Below are 26,967 nucleotides of genomic sequence, written 5' to 3'. Positions count from 1 at the left end.
GCATGCCGGTTACAATTCTGTCAGTTCACGATCTGACCAAGAACTACGGCTCCGAGCAAATCTTCAGCGGGGTCACATTCCAGGTAGAAGAGCGCCAGCGCGTTGCACTGGTGGGCGTCAACGGCGCCGGGAAGAGCACGCTCTTGCGCGTGCTCGCCGGTAAAGAGGAACCGGACGCCGGGACCATCACCACCCTCTCCGGCCTGCGCATCACCTACCAGGCACAGGAGGCGACGTTCGACCCCGACCACACCGTGCGCGAGGCAGCCCTGGACGCTTTCCGCGAGGCGCGCCGTCTGGCCGAGGAGATGGCCGCGATCGAGGCGCGCATGAGCGACGCCCAAGGGGAGGAGCTCGACGAGCTCCTGGAGCAGTACGGGGAGTTGAGCACCCGGTTCGAGGCCGCTGGTGGCTACGAGATGGAATATCGCACCGAGCAGGTGCTGACCGGGCTCGGCTTCGCCGAAGAGGACTTCGCGACGCCGGTGACGCACCTGAGCGGCGGCCAGAAGACACGACTGGCTCTGGCCTGCGCGCTGCTGAGCGACCCGGATCTGCTCCTGCTCGACGAGCCGACGAACCACCTCGACCTGGCTGCCCTGGAGTGGCTTGAAGGCTTCCTGCGCTCCTGGAACCGTGCGGTCATTGTCGTGTCACACGACCGCTACTTCCTCGACCGGGTCACCGAGCGCACGCTCGACCTGAGCTTCGGCACGCTGGAGGACTACCCGGCGCCCTACAGCCGCTACCTCGTCCTGCGTGAAGAGCGCCGCGCTCGCCAGCTCAAGGAGTACGAGGCGCAGCAGGAGTTCATCGCCCGCACGGAGGAGTTCATCCGACGTTACAAGGCGGGGCAGCGTGCGAAAGAGGCCCGCGGGCGGGAGACCCGTCTGGCCCGGCTCGAGCGCATCGAGAAGCCGCGAGAGCACGAGACGCTCAACGTCCGGCTGACCGCCGGGCTGCGCAGCGGCCGCATCGTGCTCAGCACCCATCGACTCCAGGTCGGCTATCCCCCGCGGGACGGGAGCAAGGAGCCGGAGGTCCTGCTGACCGTTCCGGACCTGACGATCGAGCGCGGGGACCGGGTCGCACTCATCGGCCCGAACGGCATCGGCAAGACGAGTCTGCTCCGTACCATCGTCGGCGAGATCAAACCGCTCGCCGGGCGGATCGAGTTCGGCGTGAACGTCAAGCCCGCCTACTACGCTCAGGGGCACGAGGGGCTAGACCCCCGCAAGACGGTCCTTGCTACGCTCGTGGAGAAATACCCGATGAGCGAGGAGGGCGCCCGTACCCTGCTCGGCCGCTTCCTCTTCAGCGGGGACGATGTGTTCAAGACCGTCGGTTCGCTGTCCGGCGGCGAGCGGAGCCGCCTGGCGCTGGCGACGCTGACACTGGAGCGGGCCAACTTCCTGGTCCTCGACGAGCCGACCAACCACCTCGACATCTCCTCGCGCGAGGCGCTGGAAGGGGTGCTGAGCGACTATGAGGGCGCGATCCTCTTCGTGTCCCACGACCGCTACCTGATCGACCGGCTGGCGACCCGCGTCTGGGCCGTCGAGGACGGGACCATCAAGGTCTACCAGGGCAACTACGGCGACTACCTGCGCCAGCGGGAGCGCGCCATCCCGCAGCCGGAAGCGGTCGAACCGGCGCAGCCCGCCAAGTCCGCGCGTGCGAGCACGCCCTCCCCGGCGCCGCGCCAGGGTGACCGTCTCTCCGACCGGGAGCGGCGTCGCCTGCAGCAGGAGCTGTCGGCTGCCGAGCGCACGATCAGCCGGCTGGAGCAACGGCTGAACGAATTGAACGACGACCTGGCGCTCGCGACGATTGAGCAGGACATCGAGGCCATTACCCGGCTCGGCAACGAGTACGAAGCCGTACAGGCAGAGTTGGACGCGGCCTACGCCGAGTGGGAGAACCTCGGCAGGCGACTGGATGAAGCGACGGAGGCGGTGCGCTCATGAGCCGGCGACCATACGTCATCGGGGTGACCGGGAACATCGCCTGTGGCAAGTCCCTCGTGCTCGACACCCTGGCCAAGCTGGGAGCCGAGACGATCGACGCGGACCGCGTCGCCCATGAGGTCATGGCGCCGGGCACCCCGACGGCGGAGCGGGTCATCGCCGCGTTCGGTGAGGAGATCCGCGGGCCGGACGGTGGCATCAACCGGCGCGCGCTCGGCGCGATCGTCTTCCGCGACCCGGACAAGCTCGCGCTGCTGGATTCACTGGCGCACCCGCCCACAGTGGCCGCCATCCGCGAGCGCGTGGCCGCCTCCACGGCCGCCGTGGTCGCCATCGATGCGATCAAGCTCTTCGAGGCTGGCGTCGCCGAGGACTGCGACGAGGTCTGGGTCGTGACCTGCACGCCGGAGCAGCAGGTCGAGCGCCTGATGCGGCGAAACGGCTTCGACCGCGAGGAAGCCTTGCGCCGCATCCAGGCCCAGCCACCGCAGGAGGAGAAGGTCCGCCGGGCCGACCGCGTCATCGACAACAGCGGGACCGTCGAGGACACCGTGGCCCAGGTCAAGGCCGCCTGGGACGCTCTCCCCGCCGAGGTGCGGCAGCGGATCACCTCTTGACTTGAATAAAGCTTGACGAATTGCCGTGCTACACCGGCGCCGACCTGTTGCCCGGTTGCTGTCATCCTGAGCGGAGCTGGGGGCAGCGAGAGCCGCCCTCGGCGGAGCGAAGGATCTCCCCGGTGCACGACCGGTCCGACGCGATGGATATCGCGTCGCCCAGGTTGACACCAGCATGAGGGATCACAAGTGTCTGGAGGAGCCGCCACGCCCCCGGTGACGCTCGCCCAGGCCCTACCTTCCGACAAACCGTGGCTCCCGCTTCTCGGCGAAGGCCGCGAGCGCCTCGTGACCGTCTTCGGTCTGCCTGGCCGCAACAACTGCGTCGACGTGATGCTGGGCCGCGGCTACGGTGCCCTGATTCAGCGAGAGGGCGATGTTGCGCTTGGTCTCGACCACTGCCAGCGGCGCGAGCGCCGCGATCTGCTCCGCCACCTCCCCGGCCGAAGCTTCCGCGTCCTCAGCCACCCGACTTACCAGGCCGAGCGCGAGCGCCTCTTCAGCGTCGACCCAGCGCGCGGTCAGGAGCAGGTCCTGTGCGCGGGCAAGGCCCACCACCTGGATCAGGTGCCAGGCGGGTGAGGGGACGGCGACCGCCGGCTCGCGGTAGCTGAATCGCGCCGTCGGTGCCGCTATCCGGAGATCGGCCGAGATGGCCAGCTCCACGCCGAGCCCGACGCACGCCCCCTGAATCACGGCGACGACGGGCACCGTCAACGCCCGCAGGTCGCTCAGCGCCCGGTGCATCGTCGCGATCAGGTGCCGGGTCGCGGCAGGTGTGTCGGCCGCTTGCATCGCTCGCAAGTCGATCCCGGCGCAGAAGGCGGGTCCGGCGCCGCGCAGCAATACCACACGCGGGCGTTCCCGCTCGAGACGTTCCGCCGCCTCGATGAGCGCCTCAAGCAAGGCCAGGTCGGCGGCGTTGCGGTAGCGCGGGCGGTTGAGCGTGAGCGTGGCAGTGTCGCCGTCGAACGCGAGCAGGACCGGAGCGTCGTCGAGGCTCATGGGCGCTCTCCCCTCGTGCGGTTGGTCCGGTGGGCTACACTGTTTGAGAGGTATCATACCAACGGAGGGACCAGGCACCGTGCTGTCGGCACAGGGTTTGCACACCCGGACCCAACACGCCGTGCTCGCGCCGGGTGCATGAGACATGTTGGCCGAGACTCCAATCGTGACGCGGTTGATACGCTGCACCCCGGCCGTGTAACGCCGTTGGGGCCGTTCCGCTGGTAGCGTAGCGGTGACCTGCGGGCCGAATCCGCAGGACGAACGCCAAACGAACCCGCAACAGGAGGGCCAAAGCCCATGGAAGCCTCAATTCGACTCGGCCGCGTGCGCGGCATCGTTATCGGGATCCACTACACGTGGCTGATCGTCTTCGGCCTGTTGACCTACTCGCTGGCCGTCGGGTTCTTCCCTTCCCTGTACGAGGCATGGTCCACCACCCGTTATTGGCTTGCCGGGGCGCTCGCGACGATTCTCCTGTTCGCCTCGGTCTTGGCTCACGAGTTGGGACACGCGCTCGTCGCACAGTCTCGAGGCATCCCGGTCCGGTCGATCACCCTCTTTATCTTCGGCGGCGTAGCCCAGCTCAGCCAGGAATCGGAGACGGCCGGAGATGAGTTCCGGATCGCCATCGCCGGGCCCGCGGTGAGTCTTGTGATCGGGCTCGGGTCACTGGCCCTGTGGTGGCTCGTTCGCGGGGTGAACACGTTCGCGGCCGCCATCCTGTTCTACCTGGGAGTGGCGAACGTCATCCTGGTGGCCTTCAACCTGATTCCAGGCTTCCCGCTCGACGGCGGACGCGTCTTCCGGGCCATCGTCTGGGGTATCACCAACAGCCTGGAACGCGCCACGAAGATCGCGGCGACCGTGGGCGTCATCATCGGCTATCTCTTCATCGTCGCGGGCATCTTCTATGTGTTTGCCTCCCCGATCCAGGGCATCTGGCTGATCGCCATCGGCTGGTTCCTCCAGAGTGCGGCCGAGCAATCGTACCGGCAGATGCGACTCGAGCGAGCCTTCTCCGGCGTGCGCGTCGGAACGATCATGGACCCGAACCCCGTCGTGGTCCGGCCTGAGGTCACGCTGGACGACCTGGTCGATCGCTACGTGCTGGCTCGCAACGTCCGTGGACTTCCCGTCGTCGACAACGGGTATCTGGTCGGGATCATCACCCTGACCGACCTGCGGGAGATCCCGCGCGAGGACTGGGGTCACATTACGGTGCGCGAGCGGATGACCCCACGCCAGGAGTTGATCACGCTCGGCCCCGACAGCGAGCTGACCGACGCCCTCAAGGCGCTCTCGGCCAAAGACATCCACCAGATCCCGGTCATCGAGGGCAATACGCTGGTCGGCCTGCTGACCCGGAGCGCGGTTATCCGCTACATGCAACTGCGGGATGAACTGCCCGAGTCGGCGGTCCAGCCGCGAGAGCCGGTGCCCGGCGCCGGACGCGAACACGAGCACGGCCCGGCCATGTGACGCAGCCCGCAGCGGCTAGTCGTCGCCGCGGGCTCCCGCCGCCTGCGGGACGGCGGCACGCTGCGATGCGTCACGCGGAATGAGCAGCGCCAACGCCACCGCCAGGACCAGCAGCACCGACAGGGACGACAGCGCCATGGGCATCCCAACCTGATCGGCCAACCGGCCGACGAGCGGGACGCCGATCCCTCCGGTCACGAACCCGAGTCCCAGAATGAACCCGGAGGCCATTCCGGTCCGCCCCGGCAGCGCCCGTTGGGCCATCACCAGCGTAATCGACAACGACGAGTCGGCCAGCATGCCGTACAGCGCGCCGGTTAGCAGCGCGATCGGCCCGGGCACGCCGACGAAGAGAAGCAGCGCGGGGAGCGCCCCCACCAGCGAGAGCATCAACACGCGCCGCTGGCCGAAGCGGTCCGCCAGCAGTCCGCCCAGCAGCGTCCCGAGCGCCCCAGCCCCGATCACCAGCGTCGTCAGCGGCCCGTAGAAGCTCGCACTGTAGCCCAGGTCGGCATACCACAGCGGGATGAACGTGATCAGGGACAGGGTGACCCACGAGCGCAGCATCGTCACCCCCACCACCGGCAACAGCCCGCGCCAGGCAATGCGCTCGCGCCCGTGGGACGCGTCTGCGACCGAACCCCCACGCCCGGCCACTCGCGCGGGCAACCCCCGCAGCGAGCGCGCGATCAGCAGCGCCGAAACCAGTCCGATCGGCAGCATGAACACCGACCCGGCAGGCCCAATCGCGCCGAAGGCCAGCGCGCCGAGGAGCGGTCCGAGGGCGTAGCCCACCGAGCCGCCCACGGTGTAGATCGACATCGCGGTGTTCTTCTGGAGGTCCCCGGTCACAGCCGATGCACTGGCGGCGCCAAGGGGGTGGTAGGCACCCGAGCCCAGTCCCGCAAGCGACGCGGCCAGCATCAGGAAGCCAAGGGTTGGTGCCAGGCCGGCTACGGCCACCATCAGTGCCGCCCAGGCGACGCTCGCCGGGGCCAGCACCCGGCTGCCGAAGCGGTCGGCCAGGTAGCCGAAGATCGGTTGGACGATCGACGAGGTCGCGGTGAAGGCCAGCGCTACGAGGCCGACGGCTTCCTTGGTCAGGCTGAACTCGAGCGCCATCAGGGGGTAAAGGACCGGCAGCAAACCTCCATACATGTCCACCGTGAAGTGGCCCAGCATGAAGGTGAGGAGCGCCCGATTACGCATCAGTTGTCTCAGCGTCTGCACGCTCCCCCTGCCCCCCGACGGAGTCTGACGACGCCCGCGGCGCCGGATGATACCGCCACACCCGTCTCACGACCACTGTACGTACGGACGGGTAACGAAACGCGATGGACATCGTTGAATCTAGTGAGGAACGACGGAGCGAGGCGAATCCTACTCCGGCCTAGGTTAACGGTGATGCGACACTCCCCACGCCGCACGCTCCGCATGCATGGTATCATCAGCGATCCGGTGATGGCCGTCTGCCGGTGGTGGCGCCGGTGGCGTTCGGCTACCGGCTCGGCGTGAGGCCAGGGGAGGATCCTGCGTGCAGCCGCCCGATTTGCGGCGCCTGCGAGCGTCAAGTCCAGCCTTCTGGGAGCGCTACAGCGCTGCGGCGGACTCCTCGGCCGCGCGATCGTCGCCCCCTTCATCCGGGACGCGCGGGCCACGGCTCCCGTATCTGGCCGGGCTCGACGGCGTGCGGGCCATCGCCGTGCTCGCAGTGCTCCTCTACCACCTCGATGTCGCCTGGCTGCCCGGCGGCTTCCTCGGCGTCGAGGTCTTCTTCGTCCTGAGCGGCTATCTCATCACCGCGCTCCTCCTGGCGGAATGGCGGCAGCGCGAGCGGATCGATCTGGTCGCGTTCTGGCTGCGCCGGGCGCGACGGCTCCTGCCGGCCGTCGTCTTCCTCCTGATCGGCACGCTCGCCCTCGCTGTCGTCGTCGCACCGGAGGAGGTGGCGCGCACCCGGTCTGCTGCGCTGGCCGCTGCCGCGTACGTCACCAACTGGTACCTGGTGTACCAGCAGGAGTCGTATTTCGAAGCGATCGGCCGGCCTCAACTGCTGCAGCACCTCTGGTCACTGGCCGTCGAAGAGCAGTTCTACCTGCTGTGGCCGCTCGTCTTCTTCGGGGCGATGCTCGTCGCGCTGAAGCTCGGGCGGCGTTGGGTGGCGCTGGCCATCACGCTGGGCGGTGCCGTCGGCTCGACCGCCCTGATGTGGCTCCTGTACGACCCGAGCGTCGACCCCTCGCGCGTTTACTACGGCACCGACACCCGCGCCGCCGAGCTCCTGTTCGGCGCCGCCTTGGCCTTCGTCTGGGAGCCTGACACGCTTCGCTCTGGGCTTGAGCAGGCCGCCCGCCCGATCCGCTGGCTCGATGCGTATCGCCGCGCGCCACTCCTGCTCGACGGGGCCGGCGTGGCCGCCATCGTCGCCCTGTGCATCGCTTTCTGGCAGTTCGGAGAGTACGATCCCTACCTCTACCGGGGCGGATTTCTGGGCGTCGCCCTCGCCACGGCGCTGCTGGTTGCAGTGGTAGCACATCCACGTGCCCGGATGGTGCCGGGGGTGCTCGGCCGGCAGCCGCTCAAGTGGATGGGGCTGCGCTCCTACAGCATCTACCTCTGGCACTGGCCGATCTTCATGCTCACACGGCCGCACCTCGACATCGCGTTGGACGGCCTCCCGGTCGTCGGACTACGGCTCGGATTGACGTTCCTTCTGGCCGAAATCTCCTATCGCTACGTCGAGACGCCGTTCCGCAATGGTGCCGCGGGACGCGTCTGGCGCAGCCTGCGCGATGCCGACGGCGCCTGGCGCCAGACCCTGCCAGCGCGTTGGGCCGTCTTCGGCAGCACCGTGGGCGTGGCTATGCTGGTCCTGGGGGTCATGGTGGTGCGCGCACAGCCGCCCGGGCCACCGTCCTTCCTGCCCGTCAGCGAAATCCACGCCACGCCGGCCCCATCGCCGACCCCGACACCATCCCCGACAACCGCGATGGGACCGACGCTCGACGACATCCTGCCCGGCCCGCCCGCGCCGACGGTCTTGCCCACCGTCACGCCGACGCCCGAGCCGACGCCGACCCCGACGCCCATCCCGGAGCCGCGCGTGACCGCTGTCGGCGATTCGGTCATGATCGGCGCCGCGCAGGCGCTGCAGGAACAGATTCCCAACCTGAGCATCGACGCGGCCGTCGGCATGGCGCCCACCGCCGCGATCCAGGCGCTCCAGGCCCATCAGGCCGCGGGCAGCCTCGGCGACGTCGTCGTCGTGCACATGGGCAACAACGGGCTCTTCACGCCTGAGGAGTTCGAGCAGATCATGCAGGTTATCGGGCCGGAGCGCCGCGCGATCTTCGTCAACTTGAAAGTCCCGCGCCCGTGGGAGGGGGTCAACAACGCCACCATCGCCGACGGTGTCGCCCGCCACCCGAACGCCGTCCTGGTCGACTGGCACGCCGCCAGCGTCGACCACCCGGAGTACTTCTGGGGAGACGGCATCCACCTGCGCCCCGAAGGCGCCCGCCGCTTCGCCGAGCTGATCCGCGAGCAGATCATCCCGCCGCCCGCGCCGTCTACCGGGAGCTAGCGCCGGCCCCCTGATGCATCGGCCCGAAACCCGCGAAGGTGTCGAACGACTTGCCGAGAAAACTATTGATCCCCTAGCGGCCCAGCCCACGGGCGGACACATCGTTGAACACCGTGTAGCCAAAGACCGCGTCCATCGCCTCGTCGGCCGCGAGGTCCTTCGCCTCGCGGCCGACGATGACCGCCAGCTCGGCCTCATGGTGGAAGATCGTGGCGGGGTGCGGCGGGAGGATTACCGTGTCGCCAGGCCCCACGATCCCCTCCGGCGACTTGAAGAAGATGTCGAGAATTTGCGGCGGACGATCGGTGCCCTCACGGTAGTTGCCGATCAGGCAGATGATCTTCGACGGGCGCACCACCGGCGACCGAAGCCTCACACGCTCGAGTGGTACCCCGCCCCCGGCTGCGACTCGCTGTGAGAGGGTGTCCCGCAGCTCCTGGAAGTGGGTGATGAGGTCCGGCAGGAGGTCCTCGGGACCGAGCGGATCGAACTGTTGCAAGAGATCGCCGACATCGACGAAAGAACTGTCAACCGCGATGACGCCGATCCGACTGCCATCGGCCATAGCGATGCGCATGGCGCCTCCTCACACGCACGCGGCGCCTATTCACTTAGCAGGAATCCTTAGCTGCGATACTCGTATCATCACTTGTACACGCGAACATGTCAATAAATCCTTGGATGACGAACATGTCATCTACGCATCCCTGTTCTGTCAGCAGCTCGACGCGGCCTCCCTGAAACCGCGCGGGCGATGCTATACTTGATCGGATACTGTGAAGCACGACGCGCGGGGGATAGCTGTCAGGATGTTCGCGCGTCATTCGGGAGCTGATGCATGACGATCGAGAACCTGGAAGCCACTGTCACTGGGATGCTTGAGCGCCTCGACCGGATCGGGGTGCGTCTTTGACTTGCCTGCCAAGCAGCGCGAGATTGAAGAACTGGAAGCTCGCTCCGCGGACCCCGAGTTCTGGAACGACGGCGCAGGCGCACAGCGCGTGATGCGCCGCCTCGGCGCGCTCCGTAACCAGGTTGAAACCTGGACGGAGCTCCACCAGCAGGCCGCCGACCTGCGTGAACTCATCGACCTGGCTGAAGCAGACGACGACCTCCGCGACGAGATCGCGGCCGAGACCGAGCGTGTCCTTCGCGGCGTCGAGCAACTCGAATTGAACCTCCTGCTCAGCGGCCAGTACGACGAGCACGACGCCATCATGGCGATCCACGCCGGGACCGGTGGCGTCGACGCCCAGGACTGGGCCGAGATGCTGATGCGTATGTACCTGCGCTGGGCGAGCAACCGGGGATTCCAGGCTCAGGTGCTCGACGTTACCGAGGGGGAAGAGGCCGGGATCAAGAGCGCAACGATTGAGATCCGGGGCCCGTATGCCTACGGGTACACCAAGGGTGAGGCCGGAACCCACCGGCTCGTGCGGCTCTCGCCGTTCGATCAGGCCCACCGGCGGCACACGGCCTTCGCGCTGGTTGAGGTCTTGCCCCAGGTCGAGGAGGATACCGAAATCGTCATCCGCGACGATGAGATCCGCATCGACACCTACCGCTCCTCCGGTGCCGGCGGCCAGCACGTCAACAAGACGGACTCGGCGGTGCGCATCACCCACCTGCCGACCGGGATCGTGGTCACCTGTCAGAACGAGCGGTCCCAGATCCAGAACCGCGAGACGGCGATGAAGATCCTGCGCGCCCGCCTGACCGAGCTCGCCATCCGCAAGCGCGAGGAGGAGCAGGCGAAGCTCAAGGGAGAGCACGTCGCCGTCGGCTGGGGCAACCGGATTCGCTCCTACGTGCTCCAGCCCTACACCATGGTGACCGACCACCGGACCGAGTACAGCACCAGCAATGTCCAGGCGGTGTTTGAGGGGGAAATTGACCCCTTCATCGAGGCCTACCTCCACCAGCAACTCGGTGCTGCCGATGAGCAGTAGCACGCGCGCCCGGCTCAGCCTCGCGCTGATCTTGGCGCTCGTGGCCCTCGCGGCGTCGGCCCTCTTCAGCACGGCCGGCGCCGCGACGCTCACCGTGCACCTGAGCGAAGCGATCCCGGACTTTCCGAATGGAATCACCTTCCGCCTGCAGGCCGATGTCTCCGATCCGGTCACCCGGGTGGAGTTGCGCTACTTCCCCGACGGAGTTCCGGTCATCAACGTCGCCCGTCCTCAGACCCGCACAGGCACCCACGTCGATGTGACACACACCGTGGACCTGCTGCTTGATTACCTGCCACCCGCAGTCGATGTGCGCTACTACTGGCAACTCACGCTGGCAAGTGGCGAGTCGGTCAGGACGCCCGAGCAGCGCCTCTTCTACATGGATGAGCAGCACGACTGGAAGTCGCTCCAGGACGGAATCGTCACCCTCTACTACTACGCGGGCAACCAGAGTTTCGCCCAGCAGGCCCTCGACATCACCGTCCGGGCAATCGAACGGTTCGATCGCGCCTTCGGCGTCACCACCGAAGGCCCGATCCGAGTCGTCATGTACGCCAACGACCGTGACTTTCGCGCCGCGCTCCCGGTCGGCAGCGACGACTGGGTGGGAGGTTTCGCCGAGCCTGACCTCGGCCTGATCGTCGTGGCGATCCAGCCCGGCGACACCGGCGAGGTCGCCCGCATGCTGAGCCACGAGGTCGTCCACGTCGTCATGGCTCAGGCGACCGCCAACCCCTACAATGCGCCGCCGCCCTGGCTCAACGAGGGGATCGCGAGCTACTACCAAGAGGTGCCGGACGATCGCTTCGCGCCGGTGATCCAGCGCGCCGCGCGAGAAGGGCGGCTCGACACCGTCCGCGCGCTCAACTCCGCTTTCCCGGCGGACCCTGCGGCCGCCATCCTGGCCTACGCCGAGAGCGAAAGCATCGCGCGCTTCATCATCGAGGAGAAGGGAACCGACGCGATGGCCGATCTCATCAACGTCTTCCGCGAGGGTGTCTCCTACGACGAGGCCGTCCAGCGCGCGCTCGGCATCAGCCTCGACGAGCTCGACCAGGAGTGGAAAGCCTGGCTCGGCTACCCGGGTGACGCCTGATCCACGCGAGCGGACCTTCTCTCTAACTTGGTATCTCTGCACGCTCGCCGCGCCTCGGCTCCGGCACCACGACCGTCCCGGCGGCCAGATCGTGCAGCGCCTGCCGGCGCGGAGTACGAACCACGGCTACCAGCGTGAGCGCGAGCACCGCATACGCGAGCAGGAATCCAGGACGGAAGTCACCCCGCGTCCAGTCGAGCGCGCCGGTGTTCGGGTCAATGAAGAGTGGCCTCGGCAAAGCAACCGTCACGTGGGCAATGTCCCAGGGGAGCAACTTCACCACCGTGCGGAGGAGCGCCCGCCCCCACCCCACGCGCTCTCCGGTCGCAGTGACGACGCGTAATCCCAGGAGCCGCTTGCCGACCGTCGCCTGCCACCGCGATCCCTCGCAGAGCGTGAAGTAGCACCAGACGGGTAGCGAGATGGTGAGGAAGATATACCCTTCGAGGCGCGGGCCCGATGTCATCCACACCGGGTCAAGCCGGTTGCGAATGGGGGTGAGCGCCGTTTGGACGCCCACAAACACCCCGTAGGCGAGCGCGACGTCGATTGCGTAGGCGAGGCACCGCCGAAGCACGATCCGGGCAGGCAGTGCGGTCGGTACGGAGATGGTCATGAGTCCCCCTCATCCCCGGGCGTGGCCCGGCTACTCGGAATGAGGCCCGGGTGGAACAGGCGCCGAGCCGTCCTGGTCGCGGCGCTGGTAGCGCCAGGTGGCCAGGCCGAAGAGGATCCCGCCGAGCAGCCACCACGGGTCCCAGAGGGCGAGGTGCCAACGGGCGGCCGTCGCGCCGAGGCCAGCCGGGATGTCGATCACCCCGGCCACCATCAGCGCATGCTGCACCAGGCTCGCAGCTCCCTCGTAGACGGCCATCACCGCGACCGCGCCCCACCCCGCCATCAGGAGCAGGCGGCGCGGGAGGAGCCGGCCCCACGGACGCACCAGGGCCAGCGCCAGCAGCGCCGCGGCGACCTTCAACCCGCCGGTGATCCACATGGCCGCGACCCACAGCGGCTCACGCGCCAGCACGGGTTCGGCGATGGCCGGCCCGATCGTCTCCGCTCCCGCCGTCCCGCCTGCCGCGTGGTAGAAGCTCTGCGCCGAGAAGATGAGCGCCCAGGCACAGGCTGCGTAGCCCACGCCGTCCAACCAGGATCGAGGCGGCCGTCCGGGCGGCGATAACGCCATCGTCAACTCATTCCCCTGCCCCAGCCACGAGGGAGATCGACCCACCATGCAAGTCACCCCGGCAGGGTCTAGCCTACGGCCTGGGGGCGCTGGGAGCAAGCGAACCGAGGCGCCGTGCCGAAACTCCCCTGGCTCAGCGCCCGGGAACCTTGACACAAGTAGTATCAACTGGTATCCTACGCTGAGTTGGCACTCGGCAACTAGGAGTGCTAACCGAGGTGAACGGTGCAGCCAGAACTGAGTCAACGGCAGCAGACGATTCTCAAGCTCATCGTGCAGGAGTACATCCGCACGGGGCGCGCGGTGGGCTCAAAAAGCCTGATCGAGCGCTATGACCTGGGGATCAGCCCTGCCACCGTGCGGAGCGAGATGGGCGAGCTTGAGGAGCATGAGTACCTGGCGCATCCCCACACCTCGGCGGGCCGCGTCCCGACGGATCGTGGCTACCGCTACTATGTCGAGTACCTGCTCGATGAGGCACGGCTGCCGATCCCCGAGCAGATCACGATCAGCCACCAGTTCCGCCAGGTGGAGGCTCAGATCGAAAGCTGGGCCAAGCTGGCCGCGGTGGTGCTGGCCGACATGAGCGGCAACCTGTCGCTGGTGACGCCCCCGCGCAGCAGCGTGGAGCGCATGCGCCACTTTGAGTTGATCAACCTGCGCGGGCGAGTCGTCCTCCTGGTCGCGGTCACACAGACCGGCACGGTGCGGGAGGTGGTCCTCCAGCTCCAGGACGAGGTCAGCCAGGAGGAACTGAGCGCCCTCAGCCAGCGGCTCAACCCCGAGATCCGCGATCTGACACACGAGCAGATCCGGCAACTCGCCCCGGGTGCAGGTGGCCTGGCCTCGTTCATCCTGGAGCAACTGGCCGACCTGCTGCGCCTGACCGAGCAGGAGTCGCAGACCGAATTCTTCGCTGAGGGGCTCGACTACGTGCTGCAGCAGCCGGAGATCGAGGGCGGGCCGATCGCCCAGCGTCTCCTCGAACTCCTGCGGGGCGGCGCCATCCTGTCGCTGCTGCTGCCGCAACTCCAACCCGGCGACGATGTCCAGGTCATTATCGGGAAGGAGCACCGGGCGGCCGACCTTCACCCGTTCGCGGTCGTGGCCGCGAGTTACGGGGCGCGAAACCAGGTGGCGGGGCTCCTCGGGGTTGTCGGTCCAACGCGCATGCCGTATGGGCGCTCGATCTCGACCGTGCGCTACATCGCGCAGGTCATGACCAATCTCTTGCGAGATATCTACGACGCAGAGGAAGACGAAGACTAAGTCGCGCGACGTGGAGGGCCGCTGAACGTTATGGACGAGCGACAGGATCCAACCCCGGCGCCGGACGAGACCACTACGACCGGCGACGACCAGGCAGAAGCACCACCGACGGAAGAACCCAGCGCGCAGGAACTGCAGAACCTGCTTGAGCAGGAGCGCGCGCGAGCCGCGGAGTACCTGGAGCAGGCACAGCGCGCGCGCGCCGAACTCATCAACTTCCGGCGCCGCACCGAGCAGGAGGTCCAGGAGATCCGCAAGCATGCTAGTGAGAACCTGATCGCTCGCCTGCTCCCGGTACTGGATGACTTGAACCGCGCTGTGGAGTCGGTGCCCGCCGAGCACCGCGACGACCCGTGGATTCAGGGGATTCTGCTGATCGAGCGGAAGCTCTGGTCGATCCTCGAGGCAGAAGGCGTCCGCCCGATCGAAGCGGTGGGCAAGCCGTTCGACCCGGCGCTGCACGAGGCCGTGACCGTCGAGGAGGGCGCAGAGTCGGCCGACACCGTGGTCCAGGAGTTCCAACGCGGCTATCTGCTGCACGACCGCGTCCTACGCCCCGCGATCGTGAAGGTCGGGCAGGCGACCAGTGGAGATGGGCGGGCCCCCACGGATGCGTAACGCGGGTCGCGCGGACGTTCGAGTGTGACGGAGGACTGCAGCATGGGACGAACAATCGGTATCGATCTCGGCACCACGAACTCGGTCATGGCAGTCATCGAGGGTGGCGAGCCGAGGGTTATCCCCAACGCCGAAGGGGAGCACGTTACCCCATCGGTCGTGGCCATCACCTCCAGCGGTGAGCGCCTCGTCGGGCGCTTTGCCAAGCGCCAGGCCGTGACCAACCCGAAGAACACCATTTTCTCGGTCAAGCGCTTCATGGGTCGCCGCTACGACGACCCAACGGTGCAGCGTGACCTCAAGCTCGTGCCGTACGAGATCCGGCGTGCCCAGAACGGCGGCGTCGAGATCAAGATGGGCGACCGCTGGTACAGCCCGCCGGAAATCTCGGCGATGATCCTGCAGAAGCTCAAGGCCGACGCCGAGGCCTACCTGGGCGAGACCGTCGACAAGGCCGTGATCACCGTCCCGGCCTACTTCGACGACAGCCAGCGTAACGCCACCAAGGACGCGGGCCGCATCGCCGGGCTGGAGGTGCTGCGGATCATCAACGAGCCGACCGCCTCGTCGCTGGCCTACGGCCTGGACAAGAAGGAAGACGAGAAGATCGCCGTCTACGACCTGGGCGGCGGTACCTACGACATCTCGATCCTCGATCTCTCCGAGGGCGTCTTCCAGGTGCTGGCCACCAACGGTGACACCCACCTCGGTGGTGACGACTTCGACCAGCGGATCATCGACTGGCTGGCCGACGAGTTCAAGAAGCAGGAGGGCATCGATCTCCGCGGCGACCGGATGGCGCTGCAGCGGCTCAAGGAGGCCGCCGAGAAGGCCAAGATCGAGCTGTCGAGCACGCAGCAGACGGAGATCACCCTGCCCTTCATCACCGCCGACGCGAGCGGGCCGAAGCACCTCAACATCACCCTGACGCGCTCCAAGCTGGAGCAGCTCGTCGCCGACCTGATCGACCGCACCGTCGAGCCGATGGAGGCCGCGCTCAAGGACGCCGGCCTGACCAAGGCCCAGATCGACGAGGTGCTGCTGGTCGGTGGCCAGACGCGCATGCCCGCGGTGCAGCGCAAGGTGGCCGAGTTCTTCGGCAAGGAGCCGCACAAGGGGCTCAACCCGGACGAGGTGGTCGCGATCGGTGCTGCCATCCAGGCCGGTGTGCTGGGCGGCGAGGTGAAGGACGTCCTGCTCCTCGACGTCACCCCGCTTACCCTCTCGATCGAGACCCTGGGTGGCGTCGCGACGCCGCTGATCGAGCGCAACACCACCATCCCGACCCGGAAGAGCCAGATCTTCAGCACCGCGTCTGACAACCAGACGCAGGTCGAGATTCACGTGGTGCAGGGCGAGCGGCCGATGGCAGCCGACAACAAGAGCCTCGGCCGGTTCATCCTCGACGGCATTCCGCCCGCACCGCGCGGCGTGCCGAAGATCGAGGTGACCTTCGACATCGACGCCAACGGGATCCTGAACGTCACCGCACGGGACCAGGCCACCGGCCGCGAGCAGAAGATCACGATCACCGCCTCCAGCGGGCTCACCGAGGAAGAGATCCAGCGGATGATCCGCGAGGCGGAGCAGCACGCTGCCGAAGACAAGAAGCGCCGCGAGGCGATCGAGTTCCGCAACCAGGCCGAGGCGATGAGCTACCAGGCCGAGCGGACGCTCAACGACTACGGCGACAAGATCCCGGCGGAGCTCAAGGCCGAGCTGGAGCAGAAGATCGGGGTCGTGCGGGACATCCTGGAGAACGACCGGGAGAACATCGAGCGGCTCCGGACCGCCTACGAGGACATGACGCAGACGCTCTCGCGGGTCGGCACCACCATGTACGAGCAGGCAGGTGCCACCAGCACCGGCCCGGATGGTGGCGATGCCGGTCAGCAGGCGAGTGCCGAAGAGGAAGCCACCGTCGAAGGCGAGTTCCGCGAGGTCCGCAACGAGGAGTAGATCCCCGCGGCCAACGCCGAACGCCACACGAAACGAGCCGGAGCGTTGCGCTCCGGCTCGTTTCGTGTGGCGCGGACGCCGCGCTCGTGGTCGTGCCCCGTCACCCTCTGGCCCCCTCTCCTGCAGCGGGAGAGGGGGCCAGAGGGTGACGGGGCTCGGACCGCTCAAGAACAAAGCCTTAGCTCGACTGCGCCTCGGCGGTGAGCAGTTCCAGATTCGCCAGAGGAACGCGACGGCGGGTGCCCGTGGTGAACTCGACCTCCACCACCTCCTGGGCACCGAACGGCCCGCGCTCGAGCAGCACGCCGCCGCGGCAGGTCACGACCGTGCCGAGGTGTGTCGGGTCAACCAGCCGCGCAACCACGCCGTCGGCCGGCTCGATGCGCTGGATGCTCGCGTCGTCCTCAACCGTCGCCACTGTGAAATACAGTTCCGGCGGCGCTTCGGGTGCCGCGCCGTCCCGCGGTACCAGCAGACTGGCGACCTGGCCCTCCCGGCGCGCCAGGAAGTCGAAGATCGGCGCCGCCATCGGCCAGCGGCCGAAGCCCTCGGTGACGAAGACGGTCACCGGTGCCCGTTCGGAACCGGCCGCCAGGGCGCGACCGCGGCCGAGAGACCGCCACACTCCCGCAGGCGGCAGCACCTCCGACGGAGAGAGCACCCTGCGCACCTCGGCCTCGCTGACGCTGCCGACGATGACGGCCCGGGCACTGACCTCGGCCAATCGGCGCATGGCCGCGGCACCGAGGGTCATCCCGCCCAGCACCACCGCCCCGGAAAGGTCGGGCGTAATGGCGTCCGGGGTCAGCTCCCGGTCGGGGCGGTCGATCGCCACCTTCAGCGGGCCCCAGACCTCGCCTCCCACGGCGAATGTGCCGCGCAGCCGGGCACCGCTGGCGCGGATTAGCGCGCCGCGCCCTTCCAGCACCGTGTCCACCTGACCGTAGACCAGGGCCGGCAACTCCCTGGTCGGAGCCTCCGGCGCCAGGGTTGCCGTCCCGGTCGCCTCGTCGACCGCCGTCAGCGTCCCCGCGCTCGGCGCTGAGGCGGTGATGACGCGCAACCCGCGCCGCGTTCGGGCCACGGCCTCGCCGGCCTGGAAGGCCGAACCGATCGGCTTGGTCAGGTAGCGCGATACCGTGTTGGGCGCGACGCCCAGTTCGCGCGCCAGGTGGAGCGTCAAGGTCCGACCGGCCTCACTGGACTCAGTTGCCAGCTTCGTCTCCGGCTCGACCAGGTCGTTCACGCGCGCCGTGACCTCGCCCGCGGTCCTGACTACCCGTTCAATGAGAAAGACCGCGTCCTCGACGATGACGGGCTCGAAGGTCGTCACCTGCAGCGCCATTCGGCCGCTTCCTCCGTCTATTCCGCCGGTACACCGAGGTCTGCGAGCCAGGACTGCAGCCGTGCCACGCGTGCCTCGCGGTCGTCCGGCAGGCTGATCGGCCGGCCGCGGGCGTCGATGATCACGCCCAGCTCTGCCCCGAAGACCTGCTGCTCACCTTCCAGCCGCACTACCTCGCCCGGCTCGCGCTTCCCGACGGCGAAGCCCGGCTCCGGCTCCAGGATCAAGGTAGCAGTTTCCCCCTCGGGCAACGGTAGCCGGTGCAGGCTCCCGGCCGGAACGCTGAAGCGGGTGGACTCGCCGCCCTCGCGCCGCAGTTCGCCGCGCACCGCCAGCGCGCCTTCGGGGGCGCTCCCGGTGATCACGATGCAGGTCGCAAGCGGTGTGAGGAAGTCCTGCTCCAGGACATCGCGGGCGTAGGCCGGGTCGCTGCCGGCGATGGCGCCCGCGGATACCATCATCCCCTCCAGATCCGCCGCCACCGACACCACGCCCGCAGCGGGGGTCGGCTGAATTCCATCGAGCAGCGTGAGAACGGTCAGCATGAGGGACTCGCCGGGGGACGCCGGCCCCGCCGCGATCAGATCCACGTCCGGTTGCTCTGGCAGCCCGGCCTCACGGACCAGCCGCACCAACAACTCCCGCTGCAGCGCGGCGGCCATCAGGCGATCGGCCTGGGATTCCATGACCGTGAACGGGCGAAGGGCACGGTTGAGGATCCACTGGGTGACATCCTCGGTGGAGGTCCGAGCCGGCAGCCAGCGCAGCACTTCTTCAGGCGGGATCGCCAGCAGCGAGCGCACCCCGCTGCCAAGGTCGCGCTCGGCGCGATGCACCGCTGCACCACGGCCTTCCAGCGCCGCCTGGAGGACAGTGCCCTCGCTCATCGATATGGCCAGGACATTCCTGCCCATGCGCCGGTTGAGGAAGGCGGTGACCGACTGCACCGCATGCGGCCGATCCACGAATCGGGCGGCCGCCAGCAACCGCCCGCTGGACGCCTCACTCACCCGCCGAGCGTAGGCGGCGCGCAGCTCCGACTCCAGCGCGCTCGCGATCTCGCGCGCGTCGACCGTGCTCGGATCCGTCCCGCTGAGATCGAGGATGCTGCCGAGCGCAGCCGCTGCCTGCTGCTGGTGTGCGTCGTCGCTGACGACGATCCCCGACCGGACCACACCGTCCCGCGCCAGGTCGGCCACCGCGTCGAGCACCACCGTCCAATCGTCCGGCGTGCCGCCCGCGCAGAGCAGTACGACGGTCTCCGGTCGTGCCAGCGCCAGCCATTCGCGCAGGGCCGTCGACGAGACGGTTCCGTCCCCTTCGGGCAGATCCTCAGTTGAGTCGGCCAGAATGGTCGTCGTCCGCCGAGCCGCAGACGCCAGCTCCCGGCGCAGGTCGGATTGGCCGACGGTGATCAGCGCGGTGCGCAGCGGCGGCACAGGCATTCCGGTCACGAAGCAGGCGTCGATCCCGTCACCGTTCGGGCGCTGCGGGGTGATGAGCTGCTCGCCGTCGATCAATGCGCGCCCGGTCTGCTCCTCCAGGTCGCGGATAGCGCGGACGATCCCAGGAGCGGGGTCATCCAGCGGCGGTACCGCTGTCGAACGGCTCACCCCCACCGCGACGAAGCGCGGCGAGCCCTCGACCATGTCGAATAACAGCGCCCTGGCTGCGGCCCCGTCGACGTCCACCACCAGGACCGCGTCGCGCGTCTGCGGGCCATTCACCCCTGCCTGCGTCGGGAATGTCTCGACGCCGCTGCTGGCGTCGCTCGAGCGCTCCACGTTGATCCCTGTCATGCCAGGCTGCCTTCCGTGTAGAGCACCAGCAGGAGAGCCAGGACCGCCAGCGCCAGCAGCAGAATCAGGATGCGCACCCGGCGCTTCCGCCGCTCGGCGTCGTTCTTGGGCGGCACTACACCAACCGGCTCCGCGGGTACCGGCTCCACGGGACTCACGGATGCGGGCGCTGCCGCGGGCACGGCCCCAAGAGCGACACTCCCCGCGACGGACTCACCTTCAAGGGGAGCGAACTGCTGGCGCGCCGACGCCTCCGCTGCCGGGTCGATCGTCCGCGGCCGCTCGAGCCAGGCGCGACTAACGCGCGGCACCTCCGCCACCGCGGCCACGGGAGCGGGCGACTCGTCGCGCATCGGGGACGCCGGGGCATCGGTCTCTTCCTCGCCCAGCGCGCGTAGCCACTCCGGCAGGTCATCCTCACCGATCAGGGAGAAGCCTCCTGCCGCCCCGACCGGCTCGCTGCTCGTCTCCGCGCCCGGCGGGACCGGCGCCGCGGACGGTCCGAAATCGGGCCGCGTCGCCCGGAGCCATTCCGGCATCTGCTCGCCATTCAGCGACTCGGTCGCCGGCTGGACGGTGGCGGGTGAGCCGTCGACCACGTCCCGCAGCCAGGGCGGAAGCGTCGCCGGATCGACCTCCAGGTTGGAGTCGTCAACAAAGCTCGGCCCCGGCTCGTACCGTGCGGCTTCCGGCCCGACGAGCGACGCCCCACACGACCCGCAGTAGCGGTCATGAACGGAGATCAGTGCGTCGCACGACGGGCAGCGCTCCGGGCCGGCTCCAGCCGTCAGCGGGGCACCACACACATCGCAGGTGTCGCCACCGGGGTCATTGCTCGTACCGCACTGTGCGCAATACACCTGGACCTCCCGTTACCTTCGAAGCCGCCCGTTGCTCTCGCCGCGCCCCGGCGGAGTACCGGGTCGTCGGGGCGTCGAGCCTGTCCCTTCGCGATCCGAGTCTATCATTGGACAGGAGATTGGCACGTTAGCCTAGAAGTCCTGAAACGGGAGAATTCGGGTATGAAGCACCGAGATCCGTCCGCCGAAGCGGGCCCACCCCGGCTCGGTGCCTTGCGCGTTGCGTGTGACTTGTTGTCACGAGTTCCGCGTCAGTGATCCGCGGCGGGGGCTGGTCTAGGCGTCGTGCACGATCAGCATCTCCGTAGTGCCGTCGTTCCCTCGGGAGGCGCCACACGTCTCGCCGCGGAGCAAGCGGTAGATGGCGTCACCGGTCAGCGGACCGGAGAAGTAATACCCCTGCCCCCGGTCGAAGCCAAGTTCCCGGAGCTGGCGCGCCTGTGCCGCCGTCTCCACCCCTTCAGCGATGATGGTCAGACCCTTGGCCTTGGCGAAGGCCACAGCGCCGCGCACCAGAGCCGACTCGCGTGCTCCCTCCCCGAGAGTGGCCACCCAGACTCCGTCGATCTTCAGCGCGTCGACCGGCAGTTGGGTCAGGGGTGTTAGCGCCGCCGCGGTTGCACCGAAGTCATCGATGGCGATGCGGACACCGAGCGCTCGCAGCGCCTGCAGCGTCTTCACCGCTTCCGGCTCGGCCAGGACGACGGCCTCGCTGACCTCCACCCTGAGGTGGCGCGGGTCAAAGTCGGTCCGCGCCAGCACTCGCCCGATCGCGGCCGCGACACCCGGCTCCCGCAGTTGCCGGGCAGACAGGTTCACCGCCAGCGTGAGCGGCAGCGTGCTCGGGCGCTTTTTCTGCCAGGACCGCACCTGCCGGCATGCCTCCTCCAACGCCCAGTAGCCGATCGGCAAGATCAAACCCGTCTCCTCGGCCAGGTCGAGGAACTGGGAGGGCAGGAGCAGGCCGCGCTGCGGGTGATCCCAGCGCAAGAGGGCTTCGACTTCCCCGATCCGCCCATCGAGCAGCACGACGAGGGGCTGGTAGTAGAGCGTGAGCCTGCCGGACTCGAGCGCGGCCCGCAGCTCCCGAGCCAGTTCTCCCTGCTCCAGCGCCGGTCTCGCCAGTTGTTCGTCGTAAAGGGCATAGCAGGACTTGCCGGCCCGCTTCGCAGCGTACAGCGCGCTGTCGGCTTGCCGGAGAACGGTGTCCGGCCGATCGCGACCGGGCGTCCCAAGCGCGATGCCGATGCTGGCGCGGATCGGGATGGGCTGGCCGTCCAGCAGGACCGGCTCCCGCAGGCGGTCCAGGATCCGCTCGGCCGTCTGCACGGCGTCATTCGGTTCCACCACATCGACGAGGACGATGGCGAACTCGTCGCCGCCCAGGCGCGCGATCACGTCCTGTTCGCGCAGGGCGCGACGGAGTCGGTCCGCGAGCTCGACCAGTAGCCGGTCCCCTGCCTCATGGCCGAGGGTGTCGTTGACCTCTTTGAACCCATCCAGGTCCACGAAGAGGACCGCCACCGCGTCGCTCCGGCGCTGTCCCGCTGCGAGCGAGGACTGGAGGCGATCCATGAAGAACGCGCGATTCGGGAGGTTCGTGAGCGGATCGTGATATGCCCGGTGCCGCCACTCGGCCTCGGCGCGCTTCCGCTCCGTGACATCGCGGGTCGTGAGCACGATCCCGCCGACATGCGCGTCGCGCAGCAGGTTGGTGGCGACCGTTTCTGCGTGGAGCCACGAGCCGTCGGCGCACCGGAAGCGCCACTCGGCCGGCCCTAAGCGTCTTTGCGTCGCTGCCACCCTGTCGATGAACGCGGCAACCGTCTGTGCGTCATCTGGGTGAACCAGCTCAACCAGCCGCCGTCCCACCAGCTCGGCAGAGCGGTAGCCGAGCAGTCGCTCCACTGCGGGCGTCTGGTATCGGATGCGGGAGTCCAGGCCGACGATCAGGAGCATGTCGGACGAATGCTGCACCAACGCCCGGAAGGAGGCTTCCCGACGTCGCAGGTCGTCGGTCGACGCCAGCCGGTTGAGCGCCACCAGGGCCGGCTGGGCGAGGGCCTCGGCGGCGTAACGCAGTCCGTCCGGCACTTTCGGGCTGGCGGCTACGACGATCAGCCCGGCGAGGCGACTCCCGTGGACCAGCGGCACCACGACGGCCTGTTCGGCCTCCTCCTCGATCCCGAATGCCCCTCGATCGGCCTCTCCAAGGGCACACTCGACGACCCGCCCGCTCTGGAGGTCGGCCGCATACGTCCAGGGGAGCGAGGGTGGTTCGGCCGGGCCAAGGCGCACAGTCCTTCCCGGACCGGCAACCGCTTCGATCCAACGGCCGCCCCTCACCGCCGCAACAGCCCGCACCGCCACGGAAGCCTGGTCCGCAATGCTCTGGAGCGCCTCCACGACCGACTCCAGGACCTGCTCGGCGCTCGACATGCCCGCCAGCGTCTTCCCGGCACGCAGCAGAACCCGCTCCCCGGCCGCGGCACGCTCGTGCCGCTCCAGCACCTCGGCCAACACCCGGGACACCACCGCCGAAACGGCGAATCCCGGCGCCTGCAACACCCCAGCGAGCAACTCCTGGTCTGCCGGATGTCCTGACGCTGCGGCGATGACTCCCGCCACGTGCGCCACCAGGTAGAGCACCACCCCTCCGACGACTTGCGGCCATGACGCACCCAGCGAGCGGTAGCACAACCCCGCGTAGATCAGCGCCAGCGCCAGCAACCCCTGGGGCGACAGCCACCCGCCACCGGCAGCGGTCACGAGCAACACGGCGAAGGCTTCGAGGACGGTCCAGAGGGGCCGCGGCGGCACGCCCCGGTATCGCCGCAGCCAGCGGTAGACGAAACTGGCGGCTCCGAGCCCGGCGAAGATGGGCGCAAGGGGGCTGGTCGCCGAAACGGGGAGAAGCGCAGTCGTCAGCGTGAGACCCAGGGCGAGGACACCGATGACGACGAGCAGCGCAAGTTGGACACGCCGGGACCACTCGCGCGGACCGATGGTGCGGAGGCGCCCAGACCATGCGCGGCTCCTCGCTGACCTTGCGCGTCCGAGATCCGCGCCCAGAGCCCTTGGGCGGGCCCAGCCTCCCTCGTCCAATCGCCACCCCCGTACCCAGTTCGGCCCGGCTGCGATGACGCGCCGGACGATACCACGTGTCTGCGGCTCCAGCGGGAAAATACACGGTACGGAGCGCGGTACCGGAGGGACATCAGTCCAATCTCAGAGGGCCGATCGTTCCGACGTGCAGGTCCGGCCGGCCAAGGAGGCGGGACGAAGGTACCGCGAGCCGGTTGGCTGGGTATTAGCGAAGCTCGTCCGTGTCGAGCCAGATGGTGACCGGGCCGTCATTGACCAGCGAGACGTGCATATGGGCTCCGAACTCGCCGGTGGCCACATTCAAGCCGAGCTCGCGGAGCTGCTGGGCCAGATAGTCGACCAGGGGACTGGCAACCTCCGGCGCGGCGGCTCGGATGAAGCTGGGGCGTCGGCCCTTGCGGGTGTCGGCGTACAGGGTGAACTGCGAGACAACCAGCGCGCTCAGCCCCAGCTCGAGGGCCGAGCGGTTCATCTTGCCTTCCTCGTCCTCGAAGATACGCAGGTTGGCCACCTTATTGGCGAGGAAGGTGGCCTCCTCCTCAGTGTCCCCATCCGTTACGCCGACGAGGAGCAGCAGACCCGGGCCGATCTCCCCGACGACCCGGTCGTCGACGCGCACCGCGGCCTCGCTCACCCGCTGAATCAGTACCCGCATTCCTCTCCCTCTCCGCAGTCCACGGCCTGGCCGTTACCGCTGCTGCAGCGTCGCGATCGCCAGAGCCGCGATCCCTTCCCCGCGCCCGATGAAGCCCAGCGCCTCGTTGGTCGTCGCTTTGACGTTGACGCGCCCCGGCTCGATCCGAAGCGTGGCGGCGATCGCCGCGCGCATCGCCTCCCGGTGCGGCCCGATGCGCGGCCACTCGGCGATGACGGTGGCATCGACATTGGCGATGACCCATTGCTCGCCAAGCAGCTGCACAACCCGGCGCAGCAGGTCGCGGCTGTCGGCGTCGCGCCAGCGTGGCTCCGAAGGCGGGAAGTGCAGGCCGATGTCCCCCAACCCGGCCGCGCCGAGCAGCGCGTCGGCGATGGCGTGCAGCACCACGTCGGCGTCGGAGTGCCCGGCAAGTCCGCGCTCCGCCGGGATCTCGACGCCACCGAGCACCAGCCGCCGCCCCTCCGAGAAGGGGTGCACGTCGTAGCCGATGCCGGTTCGGATCATCGCACCACCTCATCGAGGCGACGGCGCACGATCGCTTCGGCCAGTGCCAGGTCGGCTGGCGTGGTCAGCTTCAGGTTCTCGTAGCTCCCGGGGTAGACGTGGACCACCCGCCCGGCACGTTCGAGCAGGCTGGCTTCGTCGGTGAAGGCGGACAGATCGTCCCCGACATCGGCATAGGCGGACAGCAGCCAGTCACGCCTGAAGACCTGCGGCGTTTGGGCCGCCCGGAGATCATCGCGTGGGAGCGTCGCCACGATCTCCCCATCGGGTCCAACCTGCTTGATCGTGTCGGCAACCGGGACAGCCGCGACGGCAGCCCCCCAGCGCTCTGCCGCGGCGATCCCATTCTCGATCAGTTCAGGCGTGACCAGCGGCCGAGCCGCATCGTGGATCATCACCAGGTCCACGTCGGGGCTGAGACGAGCGACTCCGGCGGCCACCGACTCCGCGCGCGTCGCGCCGCCCAGGCAGGCAGTGGCCGGTGGCAGTTCCGGCCGAGCGGCGATCTCGCGGCGGACCGCCTCCAGGTTGTCCGGGCTGGCGACCACAACGATCTCATCGATGCCGCGCGCTGCTGCGAAGGCATCCAGCACCCAGCCAATAACCGGGCGTCCCGCCAGGGGCCAGACCGTCTTATCGAGTGCGGCACCCATACGCTGGCTGCGCCCGGCGGCTGCAATCACCGCCCCGCAGCGGCTCACGAGGTGGTCTCCACCGGCTTGAGCTGGGCGAAAGCCATGCGCCCGGCTCCGGTCTGCAACGTCCGCGTCACCACGACCGTCACATCCTGTCCGATGTAGCTCTTCCCCTCCTCGACCACCACCATCGTGCCGTCTTCGAGGAAGCCGATCCCCTGGCCGTACTCCCGGCCCGGCTGGATGATCTTGATCGGGATCTCCTCCCCGGCCACGATCGCAGGCCGCAAGGCGCGGGCAAGCTCGTGCAGGTTCAGCACGGTGACCCCGTGCAGCCCCGCGACCCGGTCCAGATTCTGGTCGCCGGTGAGGATGGTGAAGCCGTACATCGCGGCCAGCTTGACCAGCTTACTATCGACGTCGGGCTCCTCCGGAGCGTCGAGGTCGCTGATCTCGAGCCGCACCCGCTCGTCGCGCCGCATGCGCTCCAGGATGTCGAGCCCACGCCGCCCGCGGACCCGCCGGGACGGTTCGGAGGAGTCGGCGACAAGTTGCAGTTCGCGCAGGACGAAGTGCGGGACGACCAGGTCATCACGGAAGAACCCCAGGTGGGCCAGCTCAGCCACCCGGCCGTCGATAATGGCACTGGTGTCGAGCAACATCCGGCCGCGTTCGATCGGCTCGCCCACCTTGTCGGCCTGGTGAAAGCGCCTGCTGAAGATCCCAAGGATCTCCCGCTTCTTGGTGACGAATGCGACGACCGTGAGCGAGCAGATCAGCACGGCCGCCAGCGACGGCAGCACCTGGCCCCATGGGTTCGGCAGCAAGGAGATCGGCCAGGCCAGCAGCGAGGAGAGGAAACCGCCGACGAGCAGCCCTCCCCCGGCCGCGACCAGGTCGATCGCCGGCAGACCGCGGATCTCACGCCGCAGCCAGCCAAAGAATCCGAGCGTCACGTAGGGAGCAACCAGGAAGAGGAGCGCACCAAAGGACGCGGCGAAGAGGATGGGCATCCCGTAGTAGTCGGCCAGCGGGCCCTCCGGCCGGAGGAGCGAGCCGACCTGCCAGCCGACGGCGATACCGACGAGCAGCCCCAAGTACCGCAGAACGCGACCTAGCGTCGAATTCGCGCGCTGCACGCGGCTGCGTCGGTCAGCCATGACGCGCACCCTCAATGCTAGAAATGCCCCGGCCGAGCGGCCAGGCGACTCCGGCCGGCGCTCTGCGCACCGAGACCGGACAGGAGGAAAGGCTCTGCCACGCAGGGAGCGGGTCGTTGCCGGCCTCGGAACAACGCTCCCAGGTGATACGTGCACCCCGGATG

At 68.4% G+C, this 26,967-nt stretch carries 22 protein-coding genes; 9 read left to right on the top strand and 13 right to left on the bottom strand.

Annotated elements, in window-relative coordinates; genetic code table 11:
- Window positions 1-2 precede the first annotated feature (2 nt).
- Window positions 3-1,967: an ABC-F family ATP-binding cassette domain-containing protein gene (locus STHE_RS03610; protein WP_012871211.1), complete on the top strand. Its 1,965-nt coding sequence runs from the start codon at window positions 3-5 to the stop codon at window positions 1,965-1,967.
- On the top strand, window positions 1,964-2,584 hold the full coding sequence (coaE, locus tag STHE_RS03605) for a dephospho-CoA kinase (RefSeq protein ID WP_012871210.1): 621 nt from the start codon (window positions 1,964-1,966) through the stop codon (window positions 2,582-2,584). Before STHE_RS03610 ends, coaE begins: the two co-directional genes overlap by 4 nt.
- Before the next feature lie 234 nt (window positions 2,585-2,818).
- Here the strand turns inward: coaE and STHE_RS03600 are convergent, their stop codons facing one another.
- A complete protein-coding gene (locus tag STHE_RS03600) occupies window positions 2,819-3,589 on the bottom strand; it encodes an enoyl-CoA hydratase/isomerase family protein (RefSeq protein ID WP_012871209.1) in 771 nt (256 codons plus the stop codon).
- 300 nt (window positions 3,590-3,889) lie between these two features.
- Here STHE_RS03600 and STHE_RS03595 point away from each other — a divergent pair, with 300 nt between their 5' ends.
- The gene (locus STHE_RS03595; RefSeq protein WP_012871208.1) at window positions 3,890-5,071 is read left to right on the top strand and encodes a site-2 protease family protein; all 1,182 of its coding nucleotides are present in this window, start codon (window positions 3,890-3,892) and stop codon (window positions 5,069-5,071) included.
- A 15-nt stretch (window positions 5,072-5,086) separates the two neighbouring features.
- Here STHE_RS03595 and STHE_RS03590 read toward each other — a convergent pair whose 3' ends face one another.
- Window positions 5,087-6,301: an MFS transporter gene (locus tag STHE_RS03590; protein WP_148219887.1), complete on the bottom strand. Its 1,215-nt coding sequence runs from the start codon at window positions 6,299-6,301 to the stop codon at window positions 5,087-5,089.
- A gap of 304 nt (window positions 6,302-6,605) precedes the next feature.
- Between STHE_RS03590 and STHE_RS03585 the strand changes: the two genes are divergently transcribed.
- Window positions 6,606-8,654, top strand: coding sequence for an acyltransferase family protein (locus tag STHE_RS03585; RefSeq protein ID WP_012871206.1), 2,049 nt, complete (start codon window positions 6,606-6,608; stop codon window positions 8,652-8,654).
- 73 nt (window positions 8,655-8,727) lie between these two features.
- Here the strand turns inward: STHE_RS03585 and STHE_RS03580 are convergent, their stop codons facing one another.
- Complete coding sequence (locus tag STHE_RS03580; RefSeq protein WP_012871205.1) at window positions 8,728-9,231, bottom strand: fumarylacetoacetate hydrolase family protein; 504 nt, start codon at window positions 9,229-9,231, stop codon at window positions 8,728-8,730.
- 261 nt (window positions 9,232-9,492) lie between these two features.
- Between STHE_RS03580 and prfB the strand changes: the two genes are divergently transcribed.
- Both prfB and STHE_RS03570 read left to right on the top strand, forming a co-directional pair.
- A protein-coding gene (gene prfB, locus STHE_RS03575) for a peptide chain release factor 2 (RefSeq protein ID WP_012871204.1) occupies window positions 9,493-10,603 on the top strand; the annotation gives its coding sequence in 2 pieces (ribosomal slippage) (window positions 9,493-9,564 and window positions 9,566-10,603; 1,110 coding nt in all).
- The gene (locus tag STHE_RS03570) at window positions 10,593-11,702 is read left to right on the top strand and encodes a peptidase MA family metallohydrolase (protein ID WP_012871203.1); all 1,110 of its coding nucleotides are present in this window, start codon (window positions 10,593-10,595) and stop codon (window positions 11,700-11,702) included. The genes prfB and STHE_RS03570 overlap by 11 nt, the downstream gene beginning before the upstream one ends.
- A 22-nt stretch (window positions 11,703-11,724) precedes the next feature.
- Here the strand turns inward: STHE_RS03570 and STHE_RS17760 are convergent, their stop codons facing one another.
- Both STHE_RS17760 and STHE_RS03560 read right to left on the bottom strand, forming a co-directional pair.
- Window positions 11,725-12,318, bottom strand: a complete 594-nt coding sequence (locus tag STHE_RS17760; protein ID WP_012871202.1) for an RDD family protein — start codon at window positions 12,316-12,318, stop codon at window positions 11,725-11,727.
- 30 nt (window positions 12,319-12,348) lie between these two features.
- Window positions 12,349-12,891 carry a DUF3995 domain-containing protein gene (locus STHE_RS03560; protein ID WP_012871201.1) on the bottom strand — a complete coding sequence of 181 codons (543 nt, stop codon included), beginning with the start codon at window positions 12,889-12,891 and terminating at the stop codon, window positions 12,349-12,351.
- Window positions 12,892-13,116: 225 nt separating this feature from the next.
- Here STHE_RS03560 and hrcA point away from each other — a divergent pair, with 225 nt between their 5' ends.
- From hrcA to dnaK, 3 genes are read left to right on the top strand one after another with little or no spacing between them, the layout of a single operon-like run.
- Entirely contained in the window at window positions 13,117-14,160 is a 1,044-nt protein-coding gene (gene hrcA / locus STHE_RS03555) for a heat-inducible transcriptional repressor HrcA (RefSeq protein WP_012871200.1), read from the top strand.
- A 30-nt stretch (window positions 14,161-14,190) separates the two neighbouring features.
- Window positions 14,191-14,778: a nucleotide exchange factor GrpE gene (locus tag STHE_RS03550; RefSeq protein ID WP_012871199.1), complete on the top strand. Its 588-nt coding sequence runs from the start codon at window positions 14,191-14,193 to the stop codon at window positions 14,776-14,778.
- Window positions 14,779-14,820: 42 nt separating this feature from the next.
- Window positions 14,821-16,737 carry a molecular chaperone DnaK gene (dnaK, locus tag STHE_RS03545; RefSeq protein ID WP_012871198.1) on the top strand — a complete coding sequence of 639 codons (1,917 nt, stop codon included), beginning with the start codon at window positions 14,821-14,823 and terminating at the stop codon, window positions 16,735-16,737.
- A gap of 178 nt (window positions 16,738-16,915) precedes the next feature.
- Here dnaK and STHE_RS03540 read toward each other — a convergent pair whose 3' ends face one another.
- The 8 genes from STHE_RS03540 to STHE_RS03505 all read right to left on the bottom strand — a co-directional run bounded on the left by STHE_RS03540 (window position 16,916) and on the right by STHE_RS03505 (window position 26,803).
- A complete protein-coding gene (locus STHE_RS03540) occupies window positions 16,916-18,082 on the bottom strand; it encodes a hypothetical protein (RefSeq protein ID WP_012871197.1) in 1,167 nt (388 codons plus the stop codon).
- A gap of 17 nt (window positions 18,083-18,099) precedes the next feature.
- Entirely contained in the window at window positions 18,100-19,881 is a 1,782-nt protein-coding gene (locus STHE_RS03535; protein WP_012871196.1) for a hypothetical protein, read from the bottom strand.
- Window positions 19,878-20,741, bottom strand: a complete 864-nt coding sequence (locus STHE_RS03530) for a zinc ribbon domain-containing protein (RefSeq protein ID WP_012871195.1) — start codon at window positions 20,739-20,741, stop codon at window positions 19,878-19,880. Before STHE_RS03530 ends, STHE_RS03535 begins: the two co-directional genes overlap by 4 nt.
- Window positions 20,742-21,017: 276 nt before the next feature.
- A complete protein-coding gene (locus tag STHE_RS03525; protein WP_052295254.1) occupies window positions 21,018-23,561 on the bottom strand; it encodes a putative bifunctional diguanylate cyclase/phosphodiesterase in 2,544 nt (847 codons plus the stop codon).
- Window positions 23,562-24,051: 490 nt separating this feature from the next.
- Window positions 24,052-24,501 (bottom strand): D-aminoacyl-tRNA deacylase, encoded by a 450-nt coding sequence (gene dtd, locus STHE_RS03520; protein WP_012871193.1) that lies wholly within the window; start codon window positions 24,499-24,501, stop codon window positions 24,052-24,054.
- 33 nt (window positions 24,502-24,534) lie between these two features.
- On the bottom strand, window positions 24,535-25,005 hold the full coding sequence (ispF, locus tag STHE_RS03515; RefSeq protein WP_041399433.1) for a 2-C-methyl-D-erythritol 2,4-cyclodiphosphate synthase: 471 nt from the start codon (window positions 25,003-25,005) through the stop codon (window positions 24,535-24,537).
- Window positions 25,005-25,709 carry a 2-C-methyl-D-erythritol 4-phosphate cytidylyltransferase gene (gene ispD / locus STHE_RS03510; protein ID WP_012871191.1) on the bottom strand — a complete coding sequence of 235 codons (705 nt, stop codon included), beginning with the start codon at window positions 25,707-25,709 and terminating at the stop codon, window positions 25,005-25,007. Before ispD ends, ispF begins: the two co-directional genes overlap by 1 nt.
- The gene (locus tag STHE_RS03505) at window positions 25,706-26,803 is read right to left on the bottom strand and encodes a PIN/TRAM domain-containing protein (RefSeq protein ID WP_012871190.1); all 1,098 of its coding nucleotides are present in this window, start codon (window positions 26,801-26,803) and stop codon (window positions 25,706-25,708) included. Before STHE_RS03505 ends, ispD begins: the two co-directional genes overlap by 4 nt.
- Window positions 26,804-26,967 lie beyond the last annotated feature (164 nt).

Source organism: Sphaerobacter thermophilus DSM 20745 (assembly GCF_000024985.1).
GTDB lineage: Bacteria > Chloroflexota > Chloroflexia > Thermomicrobiales > Thermomicrobiaceae > Sphaerobacter > Sphaerobacter thermophilus.
The sequence above is the reverse complement of the archived record's forward strand: the minus strand, read 5'-3'. Positions and strand labels throughout refer to the sequence as shown.

What these genes read in the sequence shown, in the direction of transcription:
- STHE_RS03610 (WP_012871211.1), top strand. Translation starts at nt 3, where the DNA reads ATGCCGGTTACAATTCTGTCAGTTCACGATCTGACCAAGAACTACGGC.
- coaE (WP_012871210.1), top strand. Translation starts at nt 1,964, where the DNA reads ATGAGCCGGCGACCATACGTCATCGGGGTGACCGGGAACATCGCCTGT.
- STHE_RS03600 (WP_012871209.1), bottom strand. Translation starts at nt 3,589, where the DNA reads ATGAGCCTCGACGACGCTCCGGTCCTGCTCGCGTTCGACGGCGACACT.
- STHE_RS03595 (WP_012871208.1), top strand. Translation starts at nt 3,890, where the DNA reads ATGGAAGCCTCAATTCGACTCGGCCGCGTGCGCGGCATCGTTATCGGG.
- STHE_RS03580 (WP_012871205.1), bottom strand. Translation starts at nt 9,231, where the DNA reads ATGCGCATCGCTATGGCCGATGGCAGTCGGATCGGCGTCATCGCGGTT.
- STHE_RS03570 (WP_012871203.1), top strand. Translation starts at nt 10,593, where the DNA reads ATGAGCAGTAGCACGCGCGCCCGGCTCAGCCTCGCGCTGATCTTGGCG.
- STHE_RS17760 (WP_012871202.1), bottom strand. Translation starts at nt 12,318, where the DNA reads ATGACCATCTCCGTACCGACCGCACTGCCTGCCCGGATCGTGCTTCGG.
- STHE_RS03560 (WP_012871201.1), bottom strand. Translation starts at nt 12,891, where the DNA reads ATGGCGTTATCGCCGCCCGGACGGCCGCCTCGATCCTGGTTGGACGGC.
- STHE_RS03550 (WP_012871199.1), top strand. Translation starts at nt 14,191, where the DNA reads ATGGACGAGCGACAGGATCCAACCCCGGCGCCGGACGAGACCACTACG.
- dnaK (WP_012871198.1), top strand. Translation starts at nt 14,821, where the DNA reads ATGGGACGAACAATCGGTATCGATCTCGGCACCACGAACTCGGTCATG.
- STHE_RS03540 (WP_012871197.1), bottom strand. Translation starts at nt 18,082, where the DNA reads ATGGCGCTGCAGGTGACGACCTTCGAGCCCGTCATCGTCGAGGACGCG.
- STHE_RS03535 (WP_012871196.1), bottom strand. Translation starts at nt 19,881, where the DNA reads ATGACAGGGATCAACGTGGAGCGCTCGAGCGACGCCAGCAGCGGCGTC.
- dtd (WP_012871193.1), bottom strand. Translation starts at nt 24,501, where the DNA reads ATGCGGGTACTGATTCAGCGGGTGAGCGAGGCCGCGGTGCGCGTCGAC.
- STHE_RS03505 (WP_012871190.1), bottom strand. Translation starts at nt 26,803, where the DNA reads ATGGCTGACCGACGCAGCCGCGTGCAGCGCGCGAATTCGACGCTAGGT.